General features: G+C 64.7%; 18 protein-coding genes and 1 tRNA gene. 11 read left to right on the top strand and 8 right to left on the bottom strand.

The window, feature by feature from the left end; all coding sequences use genetic code 11:
• Positions 1 to 66 precede the first annotated feature (66 nt).
• The 3 genes from JY451_07975 to ligD are packed head-to-tail and all read left to right on the top strand — an operon-like array spanning position 67 to position 3900.
• On the top strand, positions 67 to 906 hold the full coding sequence (locus JY451_07975) for a Ku protein (GenBank protein ID QZH76453.1): 840 nt from the start codon (positions 67 to 69) through the stop codon (positions 904 to 906).
• On the top strand, positions 906 to 1394 hold the full coding sequence (locus tag JY451_07970; GenBank protein QZH76452.1) for an MgtC/SapB family protein: 489 nt from the start codon (positions 906 to 908) through the stop codon (positions 1392 to 1394). Before JY451_07975 ends, JY451_07970 begins: the two co-directional genes overlap by 1 nt.
• Positions 1378 to 3900: a DNA ligase D gene (ligD, locus tag JY451_07965; protein QZH76451.1), complete on the top strand. Its 2523-nt coding sequence runs from the start codon at positions 1378 to 1380 to the stop codon at positions 3898 to 3900. The genes JY451_07970 and ligD overlap by 17 nt, the downstream gene beginning before the upstream one ends.
• 17 nt (positions 3901 to 3917) lie before the next feature.
• Here the strand turns inward: ligD and JY451_07960 are convergent, their stop codons facing one another.
• The 5 genes from JY451_07960 to JY451_07940 all read right to left on the bottom strand — a co-directional run bounded on the left by JY451_07960 (position 3918) and on the right by JY451_07940 (position 6973).
• Positions 3918 to 4331: a DUF2141 domain-containing protein gene (locus tag JY451_07960; GenBank protein ID QZH76640.1), complete on the bottom strand. Its 414-nt coding sequence runs from the start codon at positions 4329 to 4331 to the stop codon at positions 3918 to 3920.
• A gap of 23 nt (positions 4332 to 4354) precedes the next feature.
• The gene (locus JY451_07955) at positions 4355 to 5101 is read right to left on the bottom strand and encodes a sterol desaturase family protein (protein QZH76450.1); all 747 of its coding nucleotides are present in this window, start codon (positions 5099 to 5101) and stop codon (positions 4355 to 4357) included.
• Positions 5102 to 5153: 52 nt separating this feature from the next.
• Positions 5154 to 5669 (bottom strand): MmcB family DNA repair protein, encoded by a 516-nt coding sequence (locus tag JY451_07950; GenBank protein ID QZH76449.1) that lies wholly within the window; start codon positions 5667 to 5669, stop codon positions 5154 to 5156.
• 59 nt (positions 5670 to 5728) lie between these two features.
• A complete protein-coding gene (locus JY451_07945; protein QZH76639.1) occupies positions 5729 to 6013 on the bottom strand; it encodes a hypothetical protein in 285 nt (94 codons plus the stop codon).
• Positions 6014 to 6184: 171 nt separating this feature from the next.
• Positions 6185 to 6973, bottom strand: a complete 789-nt coding sequence (locus tag JY451_07940) for a hypothetical protein (protein ID QZH76448.1) — start codon at positions 6971 to 6973, stop codon at positions 6185 to 6187.
• A gap of 184 nt (positions 6974 to 7157) precedes the next feature.
• Here JY451_07940 and JY451_07935 point away from each other — a divergent pair, with 184 nt between their 5' ends.
• Positions 7158 to 7541 carry a hypothetical protein gene (locus JY451_07935; GenBank protein QZH76447.1) on the top strand — a complete coding sequence of 128 codons (384 nt, stop codon included), beginning with the start codon at positions 7158 to 7160 and terminating at the stop codon, positions 7539 to 7541.
• A gap of 14 nt (positions 7542 to 7555) precedes the next feature.
• Here JY451_07935 and JY451_07930 read toward each other — a convergent pair.
• Positions 7556 to 7632: transfer RNA gene (locus JY451_07930), tRNA-Arg, on the bottom strand.
• Positions 7633 to 7682: 50 nt separating this feature from the next.
• Positions 7683 to 8894 carry an amidohydrolase gene (locus tag JY451_07925; protein QZH76446.1) on the bottom strand — a complete coding sequence of 404 codons (1212 nt, stop codon included), beginning with the start codon at positions 8892 to 8894 and terminating at the stop codon, positions 7683 to 7685.
• A gap of 184 nt (positions 8895 to 9078) precedes the next feature.
• Here JY451_07925 and JY451_07920 point away from each other — a divergent pair, with 184 nt between their 5' ends.
• Positions 9079 to 10107 carry a diacylglycerol kinase gene (locus JY451_07920; protein QZH76445.1) on the top strand — a complete coding sequence of 343 codons (1029 nt, stop codon included), beginning with the start codon at positions 9079 to 9081 and terminating at the stop codon, positions 10105 to 10107.
• A 30-nt stretch (positions 10108 to 10137) separates the two neighbouring features.
• On the top strand, positions 10138 to 11025 hold the full coding sequence (locus tag JY451_07915) for a hypothetical protein (GenBank protein ID QZH76444.1): 888 nt from the start codon (positions 10138 to 10140) through the stop codon (positions 11023 to 11025).
• Positions 11026 to 11029: 4 nt separating this feature from the next.
• Here the strand turns inward: JY451_07915 and JY451_07910 are convergent, their stop codons facing one another.
• Positions 11030 to 11530: a DUF2141 domain-containing protein gene (locus tag JY451_07910; GenBank protein ID QZH76443.1), complete on the bottom strand. Its 501-nt coding sequence runs from the start codon at positions 11528 to 11530 to the stop codon at positions 11030 to 11032.
• Positions 11531 to 11754: 224 nt separating this feature from the next.
• Between JY451_07910 and JY451_07905 the strand changes: the two genes are divergently transcribed.
• The 5 genes from JY451_07905 to JY451_07885 all read left to right on the top strand — a co-directional run bounded on the left by JY451_07905 (position 11755) and on the right by JY451_07885 (position 17339).
• The gene (locus JY451_07905; GenBank protein QZH76442.1) at positions 11755 to 12441 is read left to right on the top strand and encodes a ribulose-phosphate 3-epimerase; all 687 of its coding nucleotides are present in this window, start codon (positions 11755 to 11757) and stop codon (positions 12439 to 12441) included.
• 227 nt (positions 12442 to 12668) lie between these two features.
• Positions 12669 to 14297 carry a heparinase II/III family protein gene (locus tag JY451_07900; protein ID QZH76638.1) on the top strand — a complete coding sequence of 543 codons (1629 nt, stop codon included), beginning with the start codon at positions 12669 to 12671 and terminating at the stop codon, positions 14295 to 14297.
• A 10-nt stretch (positions 14298 to 14307) separates the two neighbouring features.
• Positions 14308 to 15897 carry a bifunctional phosphoribosylaminoimidazolecarboxamide formyltransferase/IMP cyclohydrolase gene (purH, locus tag JY451_07895; protein QZH76441.1) on the top strand — a complete coding sequence of 530 codons (1590 nt, stop codon included), beginning with the start codon at positions 14308 to 14310 and terminating at the stop codon, positions 15895 to 15897.
• A gap of 270 nt (positions 15898 to 16167) precedes the next feature.
• Positions 16168 to 16839 (top strand): peptide-methionine (S)-S-oxide reductase MsrA, encoded by a 672-nt coding sequence (gene msrA, locus JY451_07890; protein QZH76440.1) that lies wholly within the window; start codon positions 16168 to 16170, stop codon positions 16837 to 16839.
• Positions 16840 to 16874: 35 nt separating this feature from the next.
• Entirely contained in the window at positions 16875 to 17339 is a 465-nt protein-coding gene (locus JY451_07885) for a transcriptional repressor (GenBank protein ID QZH76439.1), read from the top strand.
• Positions 17340 to 17393: the final 54 nt, after the last annotated feature.

Raw genomic sequence — 17393 nt, 5'->3', positions numbered from 1 at the left:
TGCCCCGTGTGCGGCGCGCTGAAACCAAACGCCGACTCAATCGCTTTTCCCCCAGGAGGCATTCGCATGGCAGCACGTGCATATTGGCAGGGTCAGATCAGGCTGGCGCTGGTATCGATCCCGGTCGAAATCTATTCCGCCACCAAATCGGGCGCGAAAATCAGCTTCAACCAGATCCACGAACCCAGCGGCAAGCGCATCGCCTACGAAAAGGTGGTGCCCGGCGTCGGTCCGGTCGATCGCGATGACATCATCAAGGGCTACGAGATTTCCAAGGGCAATTATGTCCTGCTCGACGAAGACGAGATCGAGGCGGTGAAAATCGAGAGCAAGCGCACGCTGGAACTGGTGCAATTCGTCGATAGCAGCGAAATCGACCCGCTCTATTTCGAAAAGCCCTATTACGTGGCTCCGCAGGACCAGTTGGCCGAAGAAGCATTCGTGGTGCTGCGCGAGGCGCTGCGCAAATCGAAGAAGATCGCGCTGGGGCAGCTTTCCCTCCGGGGCAGCGAAAAGCTCGTCGCGCTCAAACCCTGCGGCAAGGGCATGCTGCTCGAAACGCTGCGCTATGCCGACGAGGTTCGTCAGGGGCAGTCGTTCTTCACCGAGATCGACGATATCAGGCCGGACAAGGAATTGCTCGAACTGGCAACCACCCTGATCGACAAGCGCACCGCGCCTTTCGATGCCAGCGTGTTCAAGGATCGCTATGTCGATGCCTTGCGCCAGCTGATCGAGAAGAAGGCCAAGGCAAAGGGCGGCAAGAAGGTCATCGAAGACGCGGGCGAACCTGCGGGAAAGGGCAGTGGCAATGTGATCGACCTGATGGCTGCGCTGAAAAAGTCCGTAGGCGAGGCGAAACCGGCACCTGCCCGCAAACCGGCCAGCAGGAAGAAGAGTGCCTGATGGAGCTCAACGATCCCGTACTGGTGAGCTGGATCGACTATGACCTGCTTGCGCGGCTGGGCATTGCTGCCGTCCTTGGGCTGCTGCTGGGGCTGGATCGCGAACTGAGAGGCCACTCTGCGGGCCTGCGCACGCACGGGCTGATCTGCTTCGCTGCGGCGGCCATGACCGTGTCGATCCTGGGCTTGTGGCATTCGCTGGACGCCCCGCGCGCCGATCCGCTGCGCATTTTCGAAGCGGCAGGCACGTTCATCGGAATTATCGGTGCCGGCCTGATCGTGTTCAGCCGCGGTGAGGTGCATAACCTGACCACCGCCGCGCATCTCTGGCTGACGGCGGTGATCGGGATCGCCTGCGGTGCGGCGCAATGGCCGCTGGTGCTGATCGCCAGCGTCATCGGAGTGATCATGCTCACACTACTGCGGCTGATCGAACGCAAGGAAAACCAGCGCCGTCTGGGTAGAGGCGACAATGCCCCGCAAGAGTGACCCCCTTGCCGCCTACAATGCCAAGCGGGACTTCGGCAAGACGCCCGAACCCGCCGGCAGGGCGCAGCGTAGCAGCAAGGGCAACCTGTTCATCGTCCAGAAGCACGATGCGACCCGGCTGCACTGGGACCTGCGGCTGGAAGTGGACGGGGTGCTGAAAAGCTGGGCAGTGACCAAGGGACCGTCTCCCGATCCGGATATCAAGCGTCTCGCGGTGCGGACCGAGGATCACCCGATGGCCTATGCCGAGTTCGAAGGCACCATCCCGAAGGACGAATACGGCGGCGGCACGGTAATGCTGTGGGATCGCGGCACCTGGCAGCCGATCGAAGGGAAAAGCGCCAAGGACCTCGACAAGGGCCACCTCCATTTCTGCCTCCAAGGCGAGCGGATGAAGGGCGAATGGCTGCTCATCCGGTTGAAGAAGAAGCCCGGCGAAAAGCGCGAGAACTGGCTGCTGCGCAAGCTGGCCGACGATCACGCAGAAGCGGGCGACGCACTGGTCGAACGCGAATTGACGAGCGTGCTGACCGGGCGCGCGATGGCGCAGATCGCGGCGGACAAGGAAGGGCAGTTCGCACTGTCGGGAAAGCAGGACGATGCTTTTCTCGAGCAGATGCAAAAGGCCTCAGCCCACAATGCCTCAGCCGCGAAGCCGAAATCCCGCCGCAAGACCGCAGCACCGCTGCCCAAATGGCGCCAGCCCCAGCTTGCCACGCTGGTCGATCATGTTCCGGCGGGAAACCGCTGGATGCACGAGATAAAGTTCGACGGCTATCGCGCGCTGGTGGCCTGCAAGGGCAGGGAAGTGCGGGTCTATACCCGGAACGGCAAGGACTGGACCGACAAGTTCGCGCCGCTGGTCTCCTCGTTCGCCGAACTCGACCTGCCGCCTTCGCTGATCGACGGGGAGATCGTCGCCTATGGCAAGTCGGGCAATCCCGATTTCTCCACCTTGCAAGCGGTGCTGAAGCGCGGCCACGGTTCGCAATCGGCTTCGGACAACCTCGCCTTCCACGGTTTCGACCTGCTCGAACTCGACGGTCAGGATCTTTCCGGGCTGCCCAATATCGAACGCAAGGAACGGCTCGAGGCGCTGCTCGGTAGTGCCTCTGCGCCGATCCATATTTCCGATCACGTCATCGGCGCGGGCGAGCAATTGTATCGCTCGCTGTGCGACAATGGCCAGGAAGGGATCATTTCCAAGACCATCGATGGCACCTACGCCGGACGGCGCAGCAAGGGCTGGGTGAAGGTCAAATGCACCCGGCGACAGGAGTTCGTGGTGGTGGGTTGGAAGGCTTCCAGCACGCGCGCACGCCCGTTTGCTTCGCTGCTGCTGGCGCAAAACGAGGGCGGGGAACTGGTATACAAGGGCAATGTCGGCACCGGTTTCGACAGCGATACGCTCGCCGATCTGGCCGCCCGGATGAAGCGGATCGAGCGCAAGACCGCGCCCGTTGCAGTGGCCAAGGCTTCGGCCCGCAGAGTCACCTGGGTCACGCCCAGTCTGGTCGCCGAGGTGGCCTTCGCCGAATTCACCGCTGACGGAAACGTCCGCCACGCCAGCTTCCTCGGCTTGCGCGCCGACAAGCCCGCGCGCGATGTTACCCCTGAAAGGCCCGCCGAATTGCCCGATGCCGAGAAAAGCGTAGCGATCAGCAATCGCGAACGGGTGATCTTCCCCGATAGCGGCCAGACCAAGGGCGAACTGGCCGACTATTACGAAGCGGTGGCCGGGATCATGCTTCCCTTCGCGGGGAAGCGCCCGCTCAGCCTGGTCCGCTGCCCGCAAGGCCGGGCGAAGAAGTGCTTTTTCCAGAAGCATGACAGCGGCCAGTTTGGCGACGGGGTTCACCAGGTCCCGATCCGCGAGAAGGACGGCGGCACCGAGGATTACCTCTTTGTCGAGGATGTGCGCGGCCTGCTCCAGTGCGTGCAGATGGGCACGATCGAATTCCACGGCTGGGGCTCGCGCAGCAGCGATGTCGAGGCGCCCGACCGGATGGTGTTCGATCTCGACCCTGACGAAGGGCTGGATTTCGATGACGTCAAGCAAGCCGCGCGCGATATTCGGGATCGGCTGGCCGATCTCGGCCTCACCAGCTTTGCCTTGTTGTCGGGCGGTAAAGGCGTGCACGTGGTCGTGCCGCTCGCCACCGGCCACACGTGGGACGCGCACAAGGACTTTTCGAAACGGTTTGCCGAAGCGCTGTCGATTGCCGAACCCGATCGCTTCGTGGCCACGATGAGCAAGGCCAAGCGCAAGGGCAAGATCTTCATCGACTGGCTGCGCAACCAGCGCGGCAGCACCGCGATCCTGCCCTATTCGGCCCGCGCCCGCAGCGGCGCGCCGGTGGCAGTGCCGCTGGCCTGGGGCGAACTTGCGGAGATGGACAACGCCCACCCCTGGTCTATCTCCGACATCAGGCTCCTGCTCGACCGGTCGGCTTCCCGGTCACTCGCGGGCTGGGGCTTCGCCGAACAAGGCTTGCCCGACCTGTAAGGCCCGGGTTGGAAGGCCTACAGCATGTAGCGCATGCGGATCGTCTGCCGCACAGCGGAGGAGCCGACGGTAATCGCGGCTTCGTCGAACGAGGGCGGACCCATGCGGACCGCTGCATCGCGGGAGAAGCCGAAGCCTTCGCGCGGCATCATGCCCAGCGCCCGGTCGGCGCGACCATTTCCGTTCTCGTCATGCAGCAGGGCGATGGCATAGGTGCCGGGCGCGACATCGTTGAAGCGCAGCACGGTAGCTTCGCCCGCCGGAAGCGCGACCCGGTACCCTTGCGTCGAATCCTGGCAGCGCGGGAAGCGGGCTGCGTCGCGCGTCATGCAGGCGCGCACGGTGCCATCATGGTTGCGCAGGTTGGTGACTTCGATCGTCACCTGCACGCCGGGAGGCGCAGCCTCGGTCGCGCTGGCGATGAAAGGCACGGCCAGCGCCGCCGCCACCGCGGTCAGGCCCGCTGCCCTGAATGCTCCTGAGCCAGATACTTGTCGGCCAAACCCTCGTCGGTGTTGCACAGGCGATCCCAAAATCTGAAGTAAAGACCATAATTGCAGCGATATTCGTCATGATGCCGCTGGTGATGGCTGGCGGTTATCAGCCAGTTTCCCAACCTTGTATGAACAAGCCAGCGCGGGAACATCTCCCAACCCATGTGATTGGTCACCCCCATAAGCGTCATGATCGCCAGCACCAGCCCCAATATGCCGACATGCACCGGGATCACGAAGACCAGCAGCGGGATCACGAAGGCCCCGGTCAGCGCCTCGATCGGGTGAAAGCTCATCGCTGCCCAGGCGGTGGGCGGGCGGCTGGCGTGGTGGACGGCGTGAGCAATGCGGAACCACTTGGGCCGGTGCATCCAGCGATGGGTCCAGTAAAACCATGTATCGTGCGCGAACAGGTAGAGGAACAGCGATAGCGGCAGGTACCACAGCGGGAAATCCGCGACATCGGTATAGATGCGCGTCCAGCCGCGTTCCTGCCAGCCCCAGGCGACCACGCCCGCAGGCACACCGTAGATCCCGGCGGAAGCGAGCGACCAGAAGATCTCCTTGCGGATCTGCGGTTCGAGCCCGGCATAGAGCCCCGGCCGCACCCGCGCTGTCGCCCAGGCGAACAGTCCGCTGGTGGCGAGATAGCGCAGGCCCACGATTGCAGTCATCGCCAGCGCGGAAAGGAGGATGGCCGTGTACATCGTGGTCCAGCCTATAGGGCGGCAGACCCGCGCTGCACAGCCTGCCTTTCGGCTACCCCGCCAGCTCGCCACCCCAGTTGTGGCAATGCGGGTCGAGCGCCACCAGTTGCCGCCGCAGTGCGGTGCGCGCCAGCCGTTCGACTTCCACTCGGCGGCGGGCGGCGGCGAGCGGGTGGCTGGGGGCGGGGCGGACGATTTCGGCATCATATTCATCCGCCACGATCACTCCGCAGCAATCGGGGCGATAGTCAGCGCTTTCGAGGATCTTGCGGTCCAGTTCGGGCGGCAGGCCCCAGTAGAAGCGGTCACAGAATTCGAGGTAATCGGGCCATTTGCCATCGCCGAGCAGATCGCCGCGCGCGGTTTTCACTTCGACGATGACGATCTTGCCCTTGGCATCGATGCCCATCAGGTCTGCGCGTCGCCCGTTGCGCAGCGGCATCTCGGCCAGCGTCCAGATATCGTTGCGCGCGAACAGGCGGGAAATCCCCCGGCACACCGCGCGCGAACGCAGCGCGAGTGGATCATTGAGGGCGAGAGCAGGGGCAACGGTTAGCGAATCACTCATGCAGTGAAATTGGAACGAATGTGGAACACCGTCAAGCACGATGCTCGCGCCTGTCAAAATCAGGCGCTGCGCTTCGGCCCCATTCCGCCGCTCGGCGGCAGGAGCGCCAGCATGGCCCGGCGCGCAGCGGTGAACTCTTGCCAGAGGGCATGGGCGGCGGGGCGACAATCTGCGCCGCGCGCGTGGATCGCCAGCAGCGCGGAAATCCCCGGCTCCATGATCGCAGTGAGATCGGCGCAGCCATTCTCGGCCAGTGTGCGCCGCCACGGATCGGCATCGCGGATCAGCACCGGGAAGCTGCGCACTTCGCGGTCTTGCTCCTCGCTGTCGACGCCAGCCAACATGGCGACGACCTTGCCCGCTTCGGCGAGCGCGGCCCAGCGCTTGCCGGCGGTGTTTCCGGCAGGCGGTGCCGTGCGCGGGGCGCGGGGACCGAATTTGGGCGTGACGGCGTTCATGCCGCCGGACTACTCCGGCAGTGGTTGCCAACAGGTTACCCTGGTTGACGGCTACCCTTATTCGACGGCGGGGCCGAACGGATCTTCCTCGTCCAGCCCCAGATCGACATCGGCGCCGTTCTCGCCCTCGATCAGCCGGTTGTTTTCCGAACAGACATATTCGCGGATCTCCCAGTCCGGCTGGCGGCGATAGGCCAGCCGCTGGACGAACGGGCGGGCAAGCACGCCGGGATCGGTGATCGTCGTCTCCAGCCACAGCAGATCGTCGCTTTCGAGCCAGAAATGCTCGTGAATCCGCATGTTCTCGGACGGTGTGACCCCGGCTAGGTAGGTGACGAAGGGATTGAAGCCCACCGTATCCACCACCAGCATGTCGCCCTGCCAATATCCAACGGATGTGCCGTTGAACAAAGGATCCGGCTCTGCGGGCAGGTCGCGCTGCGCATCGACATAGATGCGGCGCGCCTGGCTGTAGGTTTCTGCGAATATTGTGACGCGGCCCGGCGAGAACAGGAACTCGATCGGGTAAGGCTGGCGCATGATTCCGGGCATTCCCGGCGGGATGCAATTCACCTGCAGGAACTGGTCCACCCCATCGCGCGCCTGCCGTTCAAGGAAGGCATTGTACTCCGCCTGCGCTTCGGGCGTAAGCACCGGCCGCGCGGGCACGCGCCCGTTGCGCCCGAACAGGAACGACCAGTCGGGATTCCAGACGCCGGTGAAATCGGGCCATGATGTTACCGGCGCATAGTGGTCCGCACGCGCGGGGCTGAAGGTGTCGGCCTCCTGTGCCAGGACGGGGACTGCTGCCGGAGCTGCCAGCCACAGCGCCATAACCGCGCTCATTATCCACTTTCCTGCCATCGCCACCTCTCCCCGGTTGCCACTCTCATTGACTGTGTTTTTCAGCAATCTGCTGCCTCGTGAGGGAACAAGTCAAGCTAGAGGTTGATTCTGTCCGGCTTTTGCAGGAAACTGCCGATACAACAGCAGGTGGCCCGCAGTGGCCCCGCGAGGAGAGAGAAACGCCATGATCCGCAAGCTCGCCACCATCTTCGGCACCTCGCTGATTGGGCTTGCCCTGCTCGCCGTCCCCGGATCGGCGCACCACTCCACCGCGATGTTCGACTGGGGCAACGAAACCCGGCTGGAAGGCATGACGGTGGAGCGCTGGGTGTGGACCAATCCGCACACCTTCATCTACGCGCGCGACGGCGCGGGCAATCGCTGGGCCTTCGAAGGGATGAGCCCCAACCACCTCAGCCGCGCCGGCTGGTCCCGCGCCTCGCTGCGCCCCGGCGAGGAAGTGGACCTGACCTACTACCCCCTCCGCGACGGCCGCCGCGGCGGGTTTAATGTGAGAGTGTTCCGCGAAGGCGGGGAGTCGCTGCTGCAATTGCCGAGCGCGATGTAGGGTAAACAGGAGACTGGCGCACCCGACAGGATTCGAACCTGTGGCCTCTGCCTTCGGAGGGCAGCGCTCTATCCAGCTGAGCTACGGGTGCGGACAGGAGGGGGCGATTAGCAATGCGCGGGCGTAACGCCAAGCCAAAAGCTACGCCCAGCCCTTTTCCAGGAATTCCGCCGCGCAGCCGGCAAGGAATGCCGCGCCTTTGGGCAACACGCTCTCGTCCACCACCATGCGGCTCGAATGGAGGCCGCAGCAGCCTTGCCAGTCCACGCCTTGTGCTGCCACGCCGAGGAAGAACATCGCGCCGGGAACCTTCTCCAGCACGTAGGAGAAGTCCTCCGCGCCCATCGTCGGGGTGGCGCGGTCGGCCCAGGGCTCTTCGCCGCCGAGCCCTTCGGCAACCTGCCGCCCGAGCGCCACGGCGCGGGCGTCGTTGATCGTGGGCGGGAAGCCGGGGGTGATCGTGATCTCGGCCTCGCAGCGGTGAGCGCGGGCGATGTTCTCGGCCACTTCGCGCACCGCGTCCTTGATCGCCGCGCGACGTTCTGGCGAGAGGTTGCGCATAGTGCCGAGCAGGTAGGCGCTATCGGGGATGATGTTGTTGGTTGTGCCAGCCACGATCTTGCCGATCGTCAGCACACTCGCCTCGGTGGCGGCAAAACGGCGAGTTATCATGGCTTGCAGTGCGAGAACGATTTCTGCGGCCACCGGGACCGGATCGATTGTATCTTGCGGCATCGAGGCATGGCCACCGCGCCCCTTGATGGTGATCTCCAGCATGTCCGCCGATGCCAGCAAGGCGCCAGTGCGCGATTCCAACCGTCCGTGCGGGGCATTGGGCCAGACGTGGATCGCGAAGGCGGCGTCGGGCAGCGGATAGTCCGCGCTTCCTCCTAGCAGCCCGTCCTCGAGCATGAAGCGCGCGCCGTGGAAGCCTTCCTCGCCCGGCTGGAACATGAAGCGGACCTCGCCCGCCAGATCGCCCGCGCGCCCTGCCAGAATGCGCGCCGCGCCCGCCAGCATCGCCGTATGCGCATCATGCCCGCAGGCATGCATGCGGCCGGGTACGGTGGAGGCGAAGTCGAGCCCGGTGTGTTCGTCCATCGGCAGCGCGTCCATGTCGCCGCGCAGCAGTACCGCCGGGCCGGGCCGCGTACCCTTGAGAACCGCCACCGCGCCGGTGCAGCTTGGGCCTTCGTGCCATTCGAGCGGCAGATCGGCCAATGCCGCCTTCACCTTGGCCAGCGTCTTGGGTGTTTCCAGCCCCAGCTCCGGCTCGGCATGGATGGCGCGGCGCAGGGCCACGATCGCGCTCTCCTCGCCCTTGGCGGCGTCGAGCAGGCTGGCGGTCAGCATAGGTTCACTCCAGAAAGAACAGGCGCGCATCCTATGCCGGATTGCCGCCAGCTTGCAACGTGGCCGATGGCCCCCATCTTGCGGACCAGGAACAGGCGGCTTGTTGCAGGCGGATGACAGTTTTGCGTCAATTGTGCAAAAGCGATAGCCTTCACAGTGGCCCAGTGTGTAAGGCGAGCCGGTAATGCAGGGTAGCATCCATCTTTTCGAGCGCTTGCCGCAAATTGATGCGCGCCCTGCCGCGGCCAACGATCATGTCCTGTCCGCGGTGCGCAGCAGCCCGCTGGTGGGGCTGATCCGCAATGCCCGCAGCCATCGCAATGCGGGCGGAGACGGGGGCGGGGGTGAGCCCGAAGGGGTGATCGTCACCTCGCCGCGCCGCCGGAGCGAACTTCCCGGCATCCTCGCCGATTTCGCCGCGCGCGGGGTCGATTGCATTGCCATCGACGGCGGTGACGGGACCGTGCGCGACGTGCTTACCTGCGGTGCGGGAGTGTTCGGCGATGCATGGCCGGCGCTGATCGTGCTGCCCAACGGAAAGACCAACGCGCTGGCACTCGATCTCGGTATTCCGGTGGGCTGGACGCTGGACGCGGCGCTGGAAGCGATGCGGCGCGGGCAGGCAGTGCGCCGCCAGCCGATCGTGATTTCCGAGCGGGCCAATCCGTCGGCACAGGTGCGTGGCTTCATCATGGGTGCAGGCGTGTTCAACCGCGCCATCGCGCTGGGGCAGCGCAGCCACGATCTCGGCGCGTTCAACGCGGCAGCCGTGGGGGTTACGCTGGTGTGGAGCGTGTTGCAGGCGCTGCTCGGTACCCGCAACAATGCCTGGCGACGCGGCACACCGATGCGCCTGCGTGGCGCGGACGGCACCGAAGTGCCGCATTATGGCGGACTGCCTGCCGAAGAGCGCTATCTGATGCTGGCCTCTACGCTGGAAAATTTCCCCGTCGGGATCGACCCGTTTCGCGGGATTTCCGAAAAGCTGCGCGTGGCGGTGCTGGACAATCCGCGCCGCAGCCTGATCCTGCGCATCGGCGCGCTGGCGCGCGGCACGGCGAGCGAGGCGACCATGCGTCGCGGGGGCCATGTGCTGGGGACCGAGGCGCTCGACGTCGATCTGGCGGACAGCTTCATCCTCGACGGCGAGGCCTTCCCGGCGGGCCATTACCGGCTGACGACGGGCGCCAAGCTGCGCTTCGTCGTTCCCTGATCTGCCGCTAGTGTCCTCTCTGGCGAGGTCGTGACTCTCCAAGCCCGTATCGAAGCATCCCAGTCCCGCCCGGTGGACGTGGCAGTGCGCAGGTTTGCCGCGAAGCTGGGCGAAGAGGCGGGCGCGCTGGCAGTGCTGTTTTACGGTTCCAACTTGCGCACCGGATCGCGTGAAGGGGTGCTCGATTTCTACGTGCTGCTTCCAGGGGAGGCCGAGCGCGGCATGTGGCCGACGGTTTCCTATCGCGAGTGGGAGCATGAAGGCGAGACGCTCCGCGCCAAGATCGCTACGATGACGCTGGCCAAGTTCGCAGCGGCGGCGGCGGGGCAATCGCGCGATACGACAATCTGGGCGCGCTTCGTGCAGCCGAGCGTGCTGGTCTGGAGCCGCGATGCCGCACAGCGGGACAAAGTGGTACACGCCATCCATTCCGCCTGCATAACGGCGGCGCGGCTGGCCATGGCGGTGGGACCGCAATCGGGTGAGGAAGCGGATTACTGGCGCGCACTGTTCCGCGCTACTTATCGGGCGGAACTGCGGGTGGAAAAGCCCGGGCGCGAGGATTCGATCATCGCCCTCAACGCTGCGCATTTCGACGGGCTGTTGCCCGAAGCACTGGCTGCTGCGGGCATTCCGTTCACCAGCCAGGGCGATGCCATCCGACCGACCATCACGAAGAACGAGCGGAAGCGGGTGCTACGCTGGTGGCGAAGTCGCAGCCGCCTCGGCAAAGCGCTTAACATCGCCCGCCTGCTGCGCGCCACTCGCACTTTCGACGGGGCGGGACGCTATGCCGCGTGGAAGATCGAGCGGCACACCGGAGTGAAGGTGAAGGTTACGCCGTGGCGCGAGCGGCACCCGGTGCTCGCGGCACCGTGCGTACTCTGGCAGGTCTGGCGCGCCAAACGCCAGCCTTAGCGGCTTACATATAGCGCATCCGGATCGACATGGTCTTGACCTCTTGCCCGATCGAAAAGCGGGTGCGATCGATGCTGGGACGGCCAAGGTTGAACACGTTGATGCTGGGATTGTTCGACATTCCGCCACCATCGGTGCTGATGTCGGTGCGGCCATTGCCGTTGACATCATGCCGGATAGCGATGGCGTAATTCCCCGCGCTGGGCACAGGCATACACACTTGCATTGAACCCGCCCGCGCGGGCACCTCGATGCGGTGCAGCCAGCGACCGCTTTCGAGCCAGTCGGCGCGGGTGCCGGGATAGAGCTGGATGCGCATCGTTCCGGTTGAAGCCTCGACTTCGGTGATGTTGATCCACACCGCCGGGCCACTGCCCCGGCATGGGGCGACCGAATGGCGCAGTTCCTGCCGGTATTCCTGCGCCTGCACGGGTGCGGCGACCCCTGCTGCAAAAACAGGCGCAAGCAAAGCGGCGCCCAAAAGGCTGGTGAAGCGAGTGTTCATGGCGACCCTGTTCCTAACAACAATTCTGTCCGGCGGGAAATGGGGCAGTTTCGCCCCGTGACATTTCCCAAAGTTGCGCAGAGTTTTACTACTATTTCACTGAATGGCGGCTGAAGCCCGGGCTTATCCGCGCGAAATGCGGAGTTTTCCCCCGCGAAGGCCGAATTTGCCCCTCTCTACTCCTTGAGGCGCGAATCACAGAGCCGTATCGTCCGGGCGCAGCCATGAACCGCCCGCTAATCTCACCCTCGATCCTGTCCGCCGATTTTGCCCGGCTGGGGGAAGAGGTGCGCGCGATCGACGCTGCGGGCTGCGACTGGATCCATGTCGACGTAATGGACGGGCATTACGTGCCCAATATCACCATCGGCCCGGACGTGGTGAAGGCACTGCGGCCGCATTCGGCCAAGACCTTCGATGTCCACCTGATGGTTTCCCCGGTCGATCAGTGGATCGAGGCCTTCGCCGCTGCCGGTGCCGATATCATCACCGTCCACCCCGAAGCCGGGCCACACGTTCACCGTTCGGTGCAGGCGATCCGCGCGCTGGGCAAGAAGGCAGGGATTTCGCTCAATCCCGCCACGCCCGCCAAGATGCTCGATTACCTGCTCGAAGAGATCGACCTGGTGCTGATCATGAGCGTCAATCCCGGTTTCGGCGGGCAGAGCTTCATCCATTCGCAATTGCGCAAGATCGCCGCAATCCGGTCGATGATCGACAAGGGCGGCCATCAGGTGCTGATCGAAGTCGATGGCGGGGTAAATGCGGAAACGGCGCGCCTGTGCGTCGATGCCGGTGCCGACGTGCTGGTGGCGGGATCGGCCACGTTCAAGGGGGGGCCGGAGCACTACGCCGGCAATATTGCTGCGCTGCGCGGCGGCGATGGCAATGGCAATGGAGGCGAGCAGTGAACGCCCAGTCGCCCGGCCTCAAACTTGAAGCACGGGCGCGCGCTGCCGAAGCGAAGTCGGAACGGGCCCTGCCGCTCGATCACGGTATCGAGGCAGGGCTGGTCGAAAGCACGACACCTCCCGCCAGCACCAGCGAAACCATCGCTGCGGACCGCGCGCTGGTGCTGACCGATTTCGACCCGCCGGCGATTTCAGCAGGCGAGCGGCTGCTGCGGCTCGCCTATCGCATGGGAATTCCCGGCAGCACGCTGGCTGCACCCTTTCGCAAACCCGCGCGTCCGCGGCTGCTGGCGACGGTTGAAAACCCGCTGGCGGGCGAACGCGCCGCCGGAATGGCACTGCGCGCCGGGCATTTCTACGTCCATGGCGTAAAGGCCCCCATAGCCCAGGTGGATTTCGGGTCGACAGCCAAGCTCACTCCGCCGTTCGAGCGCGTGGTCCACGGTTTCACCTGGCTGCGCGATCTGGAAAGCTGTGCGCCGCGCGCGCAATGCACGCAGGTGGCGGAGCGAGTGCTCGATAAATGGCTTTCCGCAAACCCGCGCCCCGGAAAGGGTCCGGCGTGGAAGGTGGAACACGCCGGGCTGCGACTGCTCGGCTGGCTGGTCCACGCACCGCTGATCCTTTCGGGTGAAGACAAAGGCCGGCGGCTCAAGATGATGCTCGCCATTGAGGAAACCGCGCGCTGGCTCGATCGCAACGTCACCCGCGCACCCGACAGGATGGGTGAAGTCGCCGGATGGTGCGCGATCATCGCCACCGGGCTGCTGCTTCCCGACGGCAAGCCGCGCCGCCTGTTTGGCGAAGCGGGTTTGGCCCGGGCATTGGGCGAGCTGGTGGGCGAAGATGGCGGCGTGCTGTCGCGCAGCCCGCTCGCGCAGATGCAGGCGATCGAACTGCTGGTGGACCTCTCGGCCTGCTATCGCGCGGCCAAGCGCGAGATCCCCGATGCGATCCAGGCAGTGCTGGCGCTGCTGGTGCCGCCATTGCTGGCGCTGACCCATGGCGACGGCGGGCTGGGCAGTTGGCAGGGCGGTGCGGCGGTTCCGGCTGACCGGCTGGCCGCGCTCGTGGAGGCGAGCGGCGTGCGCGCCCGTCCCTTACGCGAACCGCGCGGCTGGGGCTATCACCGGCTGGTCGCCAAGCCGGCAATATTGCAGGTCGATGCTTCGCCGCCGCCGCTCGCCCGCCATGCGCGCAGCGGCTGTGCTTCCACGCTGGCATTCGAATTCAGTCACGGCGACCATCGCCTGATCGTCAATTGCGGCGGCGCAGCGCTGGCAGGCGGGCAGGTGCCGATCCGCATTGAACAGGGGCTGCGCGCCACTGCGGCGCATTCCACGCTGACCTTGGGCGATGCCAATTCCACCGCCGTCCTGCTCGATGGAAAGCTGGGTAGCGGCGTGGGCGAAGTCGAGCTGGATCTGCGCAGCGTTACGCTGGGTCACGGCTCCGCGCGACGGCTGGAAGCCAGCCATGATGGCTATGCGGCGCGCTTCGGCCTGCTGCACAAGCGCATCCTGATCCTGCGCGATGACGGCAGCGAATTGCGCGGGGAGGATGTGCTGCTGCCTTCGGGGCGCAAGGGCAAGCGCGGCAAGGTTCCCTTCGCCATTCGCTTCCATCTTGGCCGCCATGTCGAAGCGACCCTGGCGCAAGGCGGCAAGAGCGCCAGCCTGTTATTGCCCGATGGCAGCCTCTGGCAGTTCGGCACCGGCGCGGAAGCGCTCGAAATCGAGGAAAGCATGTGGGTCGATGGCAATGGCCGCCCGCATCCGGTACAGCAGCTGGTGATCCAGGGCCTCGCCTCGCGCGGCGGCGGCACCTTCGCCTGGCTGCTCAAACGCATGGGATAGAAAGCCTTAGATGACAGACGTTGCGATAAAGCGGGCATTGCTTTCGGTGTCCGACAAGGCGGGCATTGTCGAACTGGCGAGCCGGCTGGCCAAGAACGGGGTAGAGCTGGTCTCGACCGGCGGCACCGCAGCGGCGCTGCGCGATGCCGGATTGCAGGTGCGCGACGTATCGGACGTAACCGGCTTTCCCGAAATGATGGATGGGCGGGTGAAGACGCTGCACCCGCTGATCCACGGTGGGCTGCTGGCGGTGCGTAGCGATCCCGCCCATGCAGAGGCGATGGACGTGCACGAGATCGGTGCTATCGACCTGGTGGTGGTCAACCTCTATCCGTTCGTCAACACGGTGATGCGCGGGGCGGACCGCGATACGGTGATCGAGAATATCGACATCGGCGGGCCGAGCATGGTGCGCTCTGCGGCCAAGAACCATGCCTTCGTCACCATTGTCACCGATCCTTCGGACTATGCCGCGCTCTATGACGAGCTGGCGCAGTACGACGGGGCGACCACGCTGGACTTCCGCAAGCGCATGGCGGCCAAGGCCTTCGCCGCCACCGCCGCCTACGATTCAGCGATTTCGAGCTGGTTCGCCTTCGCCGATCAGGGACAGCGGTTCCCGGAAGCGCTGACCCTGGCGGTGAACCTCGATTCCACCCTCCGTTACGGCGAGAACCCGCACCAGCAGGCCGCGCTCTACCTGCCCAATGGCCCGGCCTCCGCCGGGGTGCCGCAAGCCGAACAGGTGCAGGGCAAGGAGCTCAGCTACAACAACCTGAACGATGCCGATGCGGCGCTGGGGCTGGTAGCCGAATTTGCCGCCGACATGCCCGCCATTGTCATCGTAAAGCACGCCAATCCCTGCGGCGTCGCGCAAGGCGCGAGCCTGCTTGAGGCATGGCAGAAGGCGCTCGCTTGCGATCCGGTCTCCGCCTTTGGCGGGATCGTCGCAGCAAATGTGCCGCTCGACGGACCAACCGCCGAAGCGATCACGCAGATCTTCACCGAAGTGGTCATCGCACCCGGAGCCGACGATGCCGCGCGTGCAGCCTTTGCCGCCAAGCCCAACCTGCGATTGCTCCTGATCGAGAACTTGCCCGATCCGGCGCGCCCCGGCCTCGAAATGAGGAGCATTGCCGGAGGAATGCTGTTCCAGTCGCGCGACAACGGGGTGATCGGGGAGAGCGATCTCAAGGTTGTGACGAAGCGCCAGCCTTCGCCACAGGAAGTCGCTGACGCCCTTTTCGCGTGGAAAGTCGCCAAGCACACCAAAAGCAACGCCATCGTCTATGCGAAGGACGGGGTGACGGCAGGCATTGGGGCAGGGCAGATGAACCGCCGCGATTCCTCGCGCATCGCCGTGCAGCGTGCTCGCGAGGCTGCCGAGACAGCAGGCTGGAGCGAGCCGATGACTGCGGGCAGTGCGGTGGCATCGGACGCCTTCTTCCCCTTCGCCGACGGACTGCTCAGCGCCATCGAAGCAGGCGCGACGATGGTGATCCAGCCCGGCGGATCGATGCGTGACGATGAAGTGATCGCCGCCGCCGACGCAGCCGACATCGCGATGGTGTTCACCGGGATGCGCCACTTCAAGCACTGATATTGCCGAGAACTTTCTGGCGGGTTTTAACCCGATCTTGACCATGTTCGCGCCAATGGCCCGAACATGAACGGCACAATGTGGGCGAGTTCACCAACAGGTCAGTAACCCCGCGCTACCCGGTCACCAAGCACATCATCGACCCGACATTGACCGGACAACCGCCATGAGCCTTTTCAACTCCGAACTTTTCCGCTCCTTCTTTCTGGGTTTCGGCGTAACTGCTACTATCCTCGTAGCGAATATCCTGCCGCAACTCGGAGGAACCTGATGCGATTGAAGTCCGTTTTCCTGGCCCTGGCTCTTGGTGCCGGTACCCTTGCCTGCTCGCTGCCCGCCTCCGCCGAGGTTTTCGACGCTCCGGTGGCGACGCGGCAGGCGGATGAAAGCGGACTGCAGACGGCGATTTTTGCAGGCGGTTGTTTCTGGGGGATCGAGGCCATTTTCAGCCACACCCGCGGGGTGACCAGCGCGGTTTCGGGCTATCATGGCGATACCGAAGCCAATGCCACCTATGAGCGCGTGTCCGGCGGGTTCACTCGCCACGCAGAAGCGGTACGCGTGACCTACGATCCCTCGGTGGTGCGTTACGACCAGCTCTTGCAGATCCTGTTTTCGGTCGGCGCCGATCCCACCTCGCTCAACCGGCAGGGGCCGGATCGCGGTACCCAGTATCGCGCCGCCATCGTGCCGATGAATGCCGAACAGCGTGCCGTGGCGCAGGCCTATGTCCGACAGATGGGGACATCGGGCGTGTGGGACGATCCCATTGTCGTGCGGATCGAGAACCACCAGCGGTTCTACGAGGCTGAGGCCTATCATCAGGATTATCTGCTGAACAATCCCAACAGCGGCTACATCCGCCGCTGGGACGCGCCCAAGGTCGAGGCCTTGCAGGCGAATTTCCCCGGCCTCTGGCGCGCCCGATTCCGGACCGGCTGATTGCCGTTTGGCCCGCGCGCTCCTATGTAGGCCCAATGGCCAGCCATCATAACCATCACGAGCATTCTGGCGACAAGCTGATCGCCGAAGCCTCCGCCGCGCTCACCGGCGCGGGTGAGCAATGGACGGCCATGCGCGAAGACGTTTTCCGCGCCCTTGCCGCGCGGGAGCGGCCCGCCAGCGCCTATGACATTGCCGAGGATGTCGGCAAGGCGCGCGGCAAGCGGGTGGCGGCGAACTCTGTCTATCGCATTCTCGACCTGTTCGTGCGGACCAATCTCGCCAACCGGATCGAGAGCGCCAACGCCTATCTCGCCAACAGCCATCCCGGTTGTCACCATGATTGCATCTTCCTGATCTGCGACGATTGCGGCCAGGCCGATCATTTCGACGACGACAAGCTGACCGGCGCCCTGCGCGAGGCTGGACAAAAGGCGGGCTACACCAACGTCAGCCCGGTTGTGGAACTGCGCGGCCTTTGTCGCGATTGCACCGGCTAGCCCGCGACGAAGCGTGCATCTCTATAGGTAAAGCGTTCATCGACAGGCGAGATT

The organism is Erythrobacter sp. (assembly GCA_019739335.1).
GTDB lineage: Bacteria > Pseudomonadota > Alphaproteobacteria > Sphingomonadales > Sphingomonadaceae > Alteraurantiacibacter.
Note: the sequence above shows the minus strand (reverse complement) of the source record. Positions and strands in the feature narration are given on the sequence as shown.

What these genes read in the sequence shown, in the direction of transcription:
- JY451_07975 (QZH76453.1), top strand. Translation starts at nt 67, where the DNA reads ATGGCAGCACGTGCATATTGGCAGGGTCAGATCAGGCTGGCGCTGGTA.
- JY451_07970 (QZH76452.1), top strand. Translation starts at nt 906, where the DNA reads ATGGAGCTCAACGATCCCGTACTGGTGAGCTGGATCGACTATGACCTG.
- ligD (QZH76451.1), top strand. Translation starts at nt 1,378, where the DNA reads ATGCCCCGCAAGAGTGACCCCCTTGCCGCCTACAATGCCAAGCGGGAC.
- JY451_07955 (QZH76450.1), bottom strand. Translation starts at nt 5,101, where the DNA reads ATGTACACGGCCATCCTCCTTTCCGCGCTGGCGATGACTGCAATCGTG.
- JY451_07950 (QZH76449.1), bottom strand. Translation starts at nt 5,669, where the DNA reads ATGAGTGATTCGCTAACCGTTGCCCCTGCTCTCGCCCTCAATGATCCA.
- JY451_07945 (QZH76639.1), bottom strand. Translation starts at nt 6,013, where the DNA reads ATGTTGGCTGGCGTCGACAGCGAGGAGCAAGACCGCGAAGTGCGCAGC.
- JY451_07940 (QZH76448.1), bottom strand. Translation starts at nt 6,973, where the DNA reads ATGAGCGCGGTTATGGCGCTGTGGCTGGCAGCTCCGGCAGCAGTCCCC.
- JY451_07935 (QZH76447.1), top strand. Translation starts at nt 7,158, where the DNA reads ATGATCCGCAAGCTCGCCACCATCTTCGGCACCTCGCTGATTGGGCTT.
- JY451_07925 (QZH76446.1), bottom strand. Translation starts at nt 8,894, where the DNA reads ATGCTGACCGCCAGCCTGCTCGACGCCGCCAAGGGCGAGGAGAGCGCG.
- JY451_07920 (QZH76445.1), top strand. Translation starts at nt 9,079, where the DNA reads ATGCAGGGTAGCATCCATCTTTTCGAGCGCTTGCCGCAAATTGATGCG.
- JY451_07910 (QZH76443.1), bottom strand. Translation starts at nt 11,530, where the DNA reads ATGAACACTCGCTTCACCAGCCTTTTGGGCGCCGCTTTGCTTGCGCCT.
- JY451_07905 (QZH76442.1), top strand. Translation starts at nt 11,755, where the DNA reads ATGAACCGCCCGCTAATCTCACCCTCGATCCTGTCCGCCGATTTTGCC.
- JY451_07900 (QZH76638.1), top strand. Translation starts at nt 12,669, where the DNA reads ATGGGAATTCCCGGCAGCACGCTGGCTGCACCCTTTCGCAAACCCGCG.
- purH (QZH76441.1), top strand. Translation starts at nt 14,308, where the DNA reads ATGACAGACGTTGCGATAAAGCGGGCATTGCTTTCGGTGTCCGACAAG.
- msrA (QZH76440.1), top strand. Translation starts at nt 16,168, where the DNA reads ATGCGATTGAAGTCCGTTTTCCTGGCCCTGGCTCTTGGTGCCGGTACC.
- JY451_07885 (QZH76439.1), top strand. Translation starts at nt 16,875, where the DNA reads ATGGCCAGCCATCATAACCATCACGAGCATTCTGGCGACAAGCTGATC.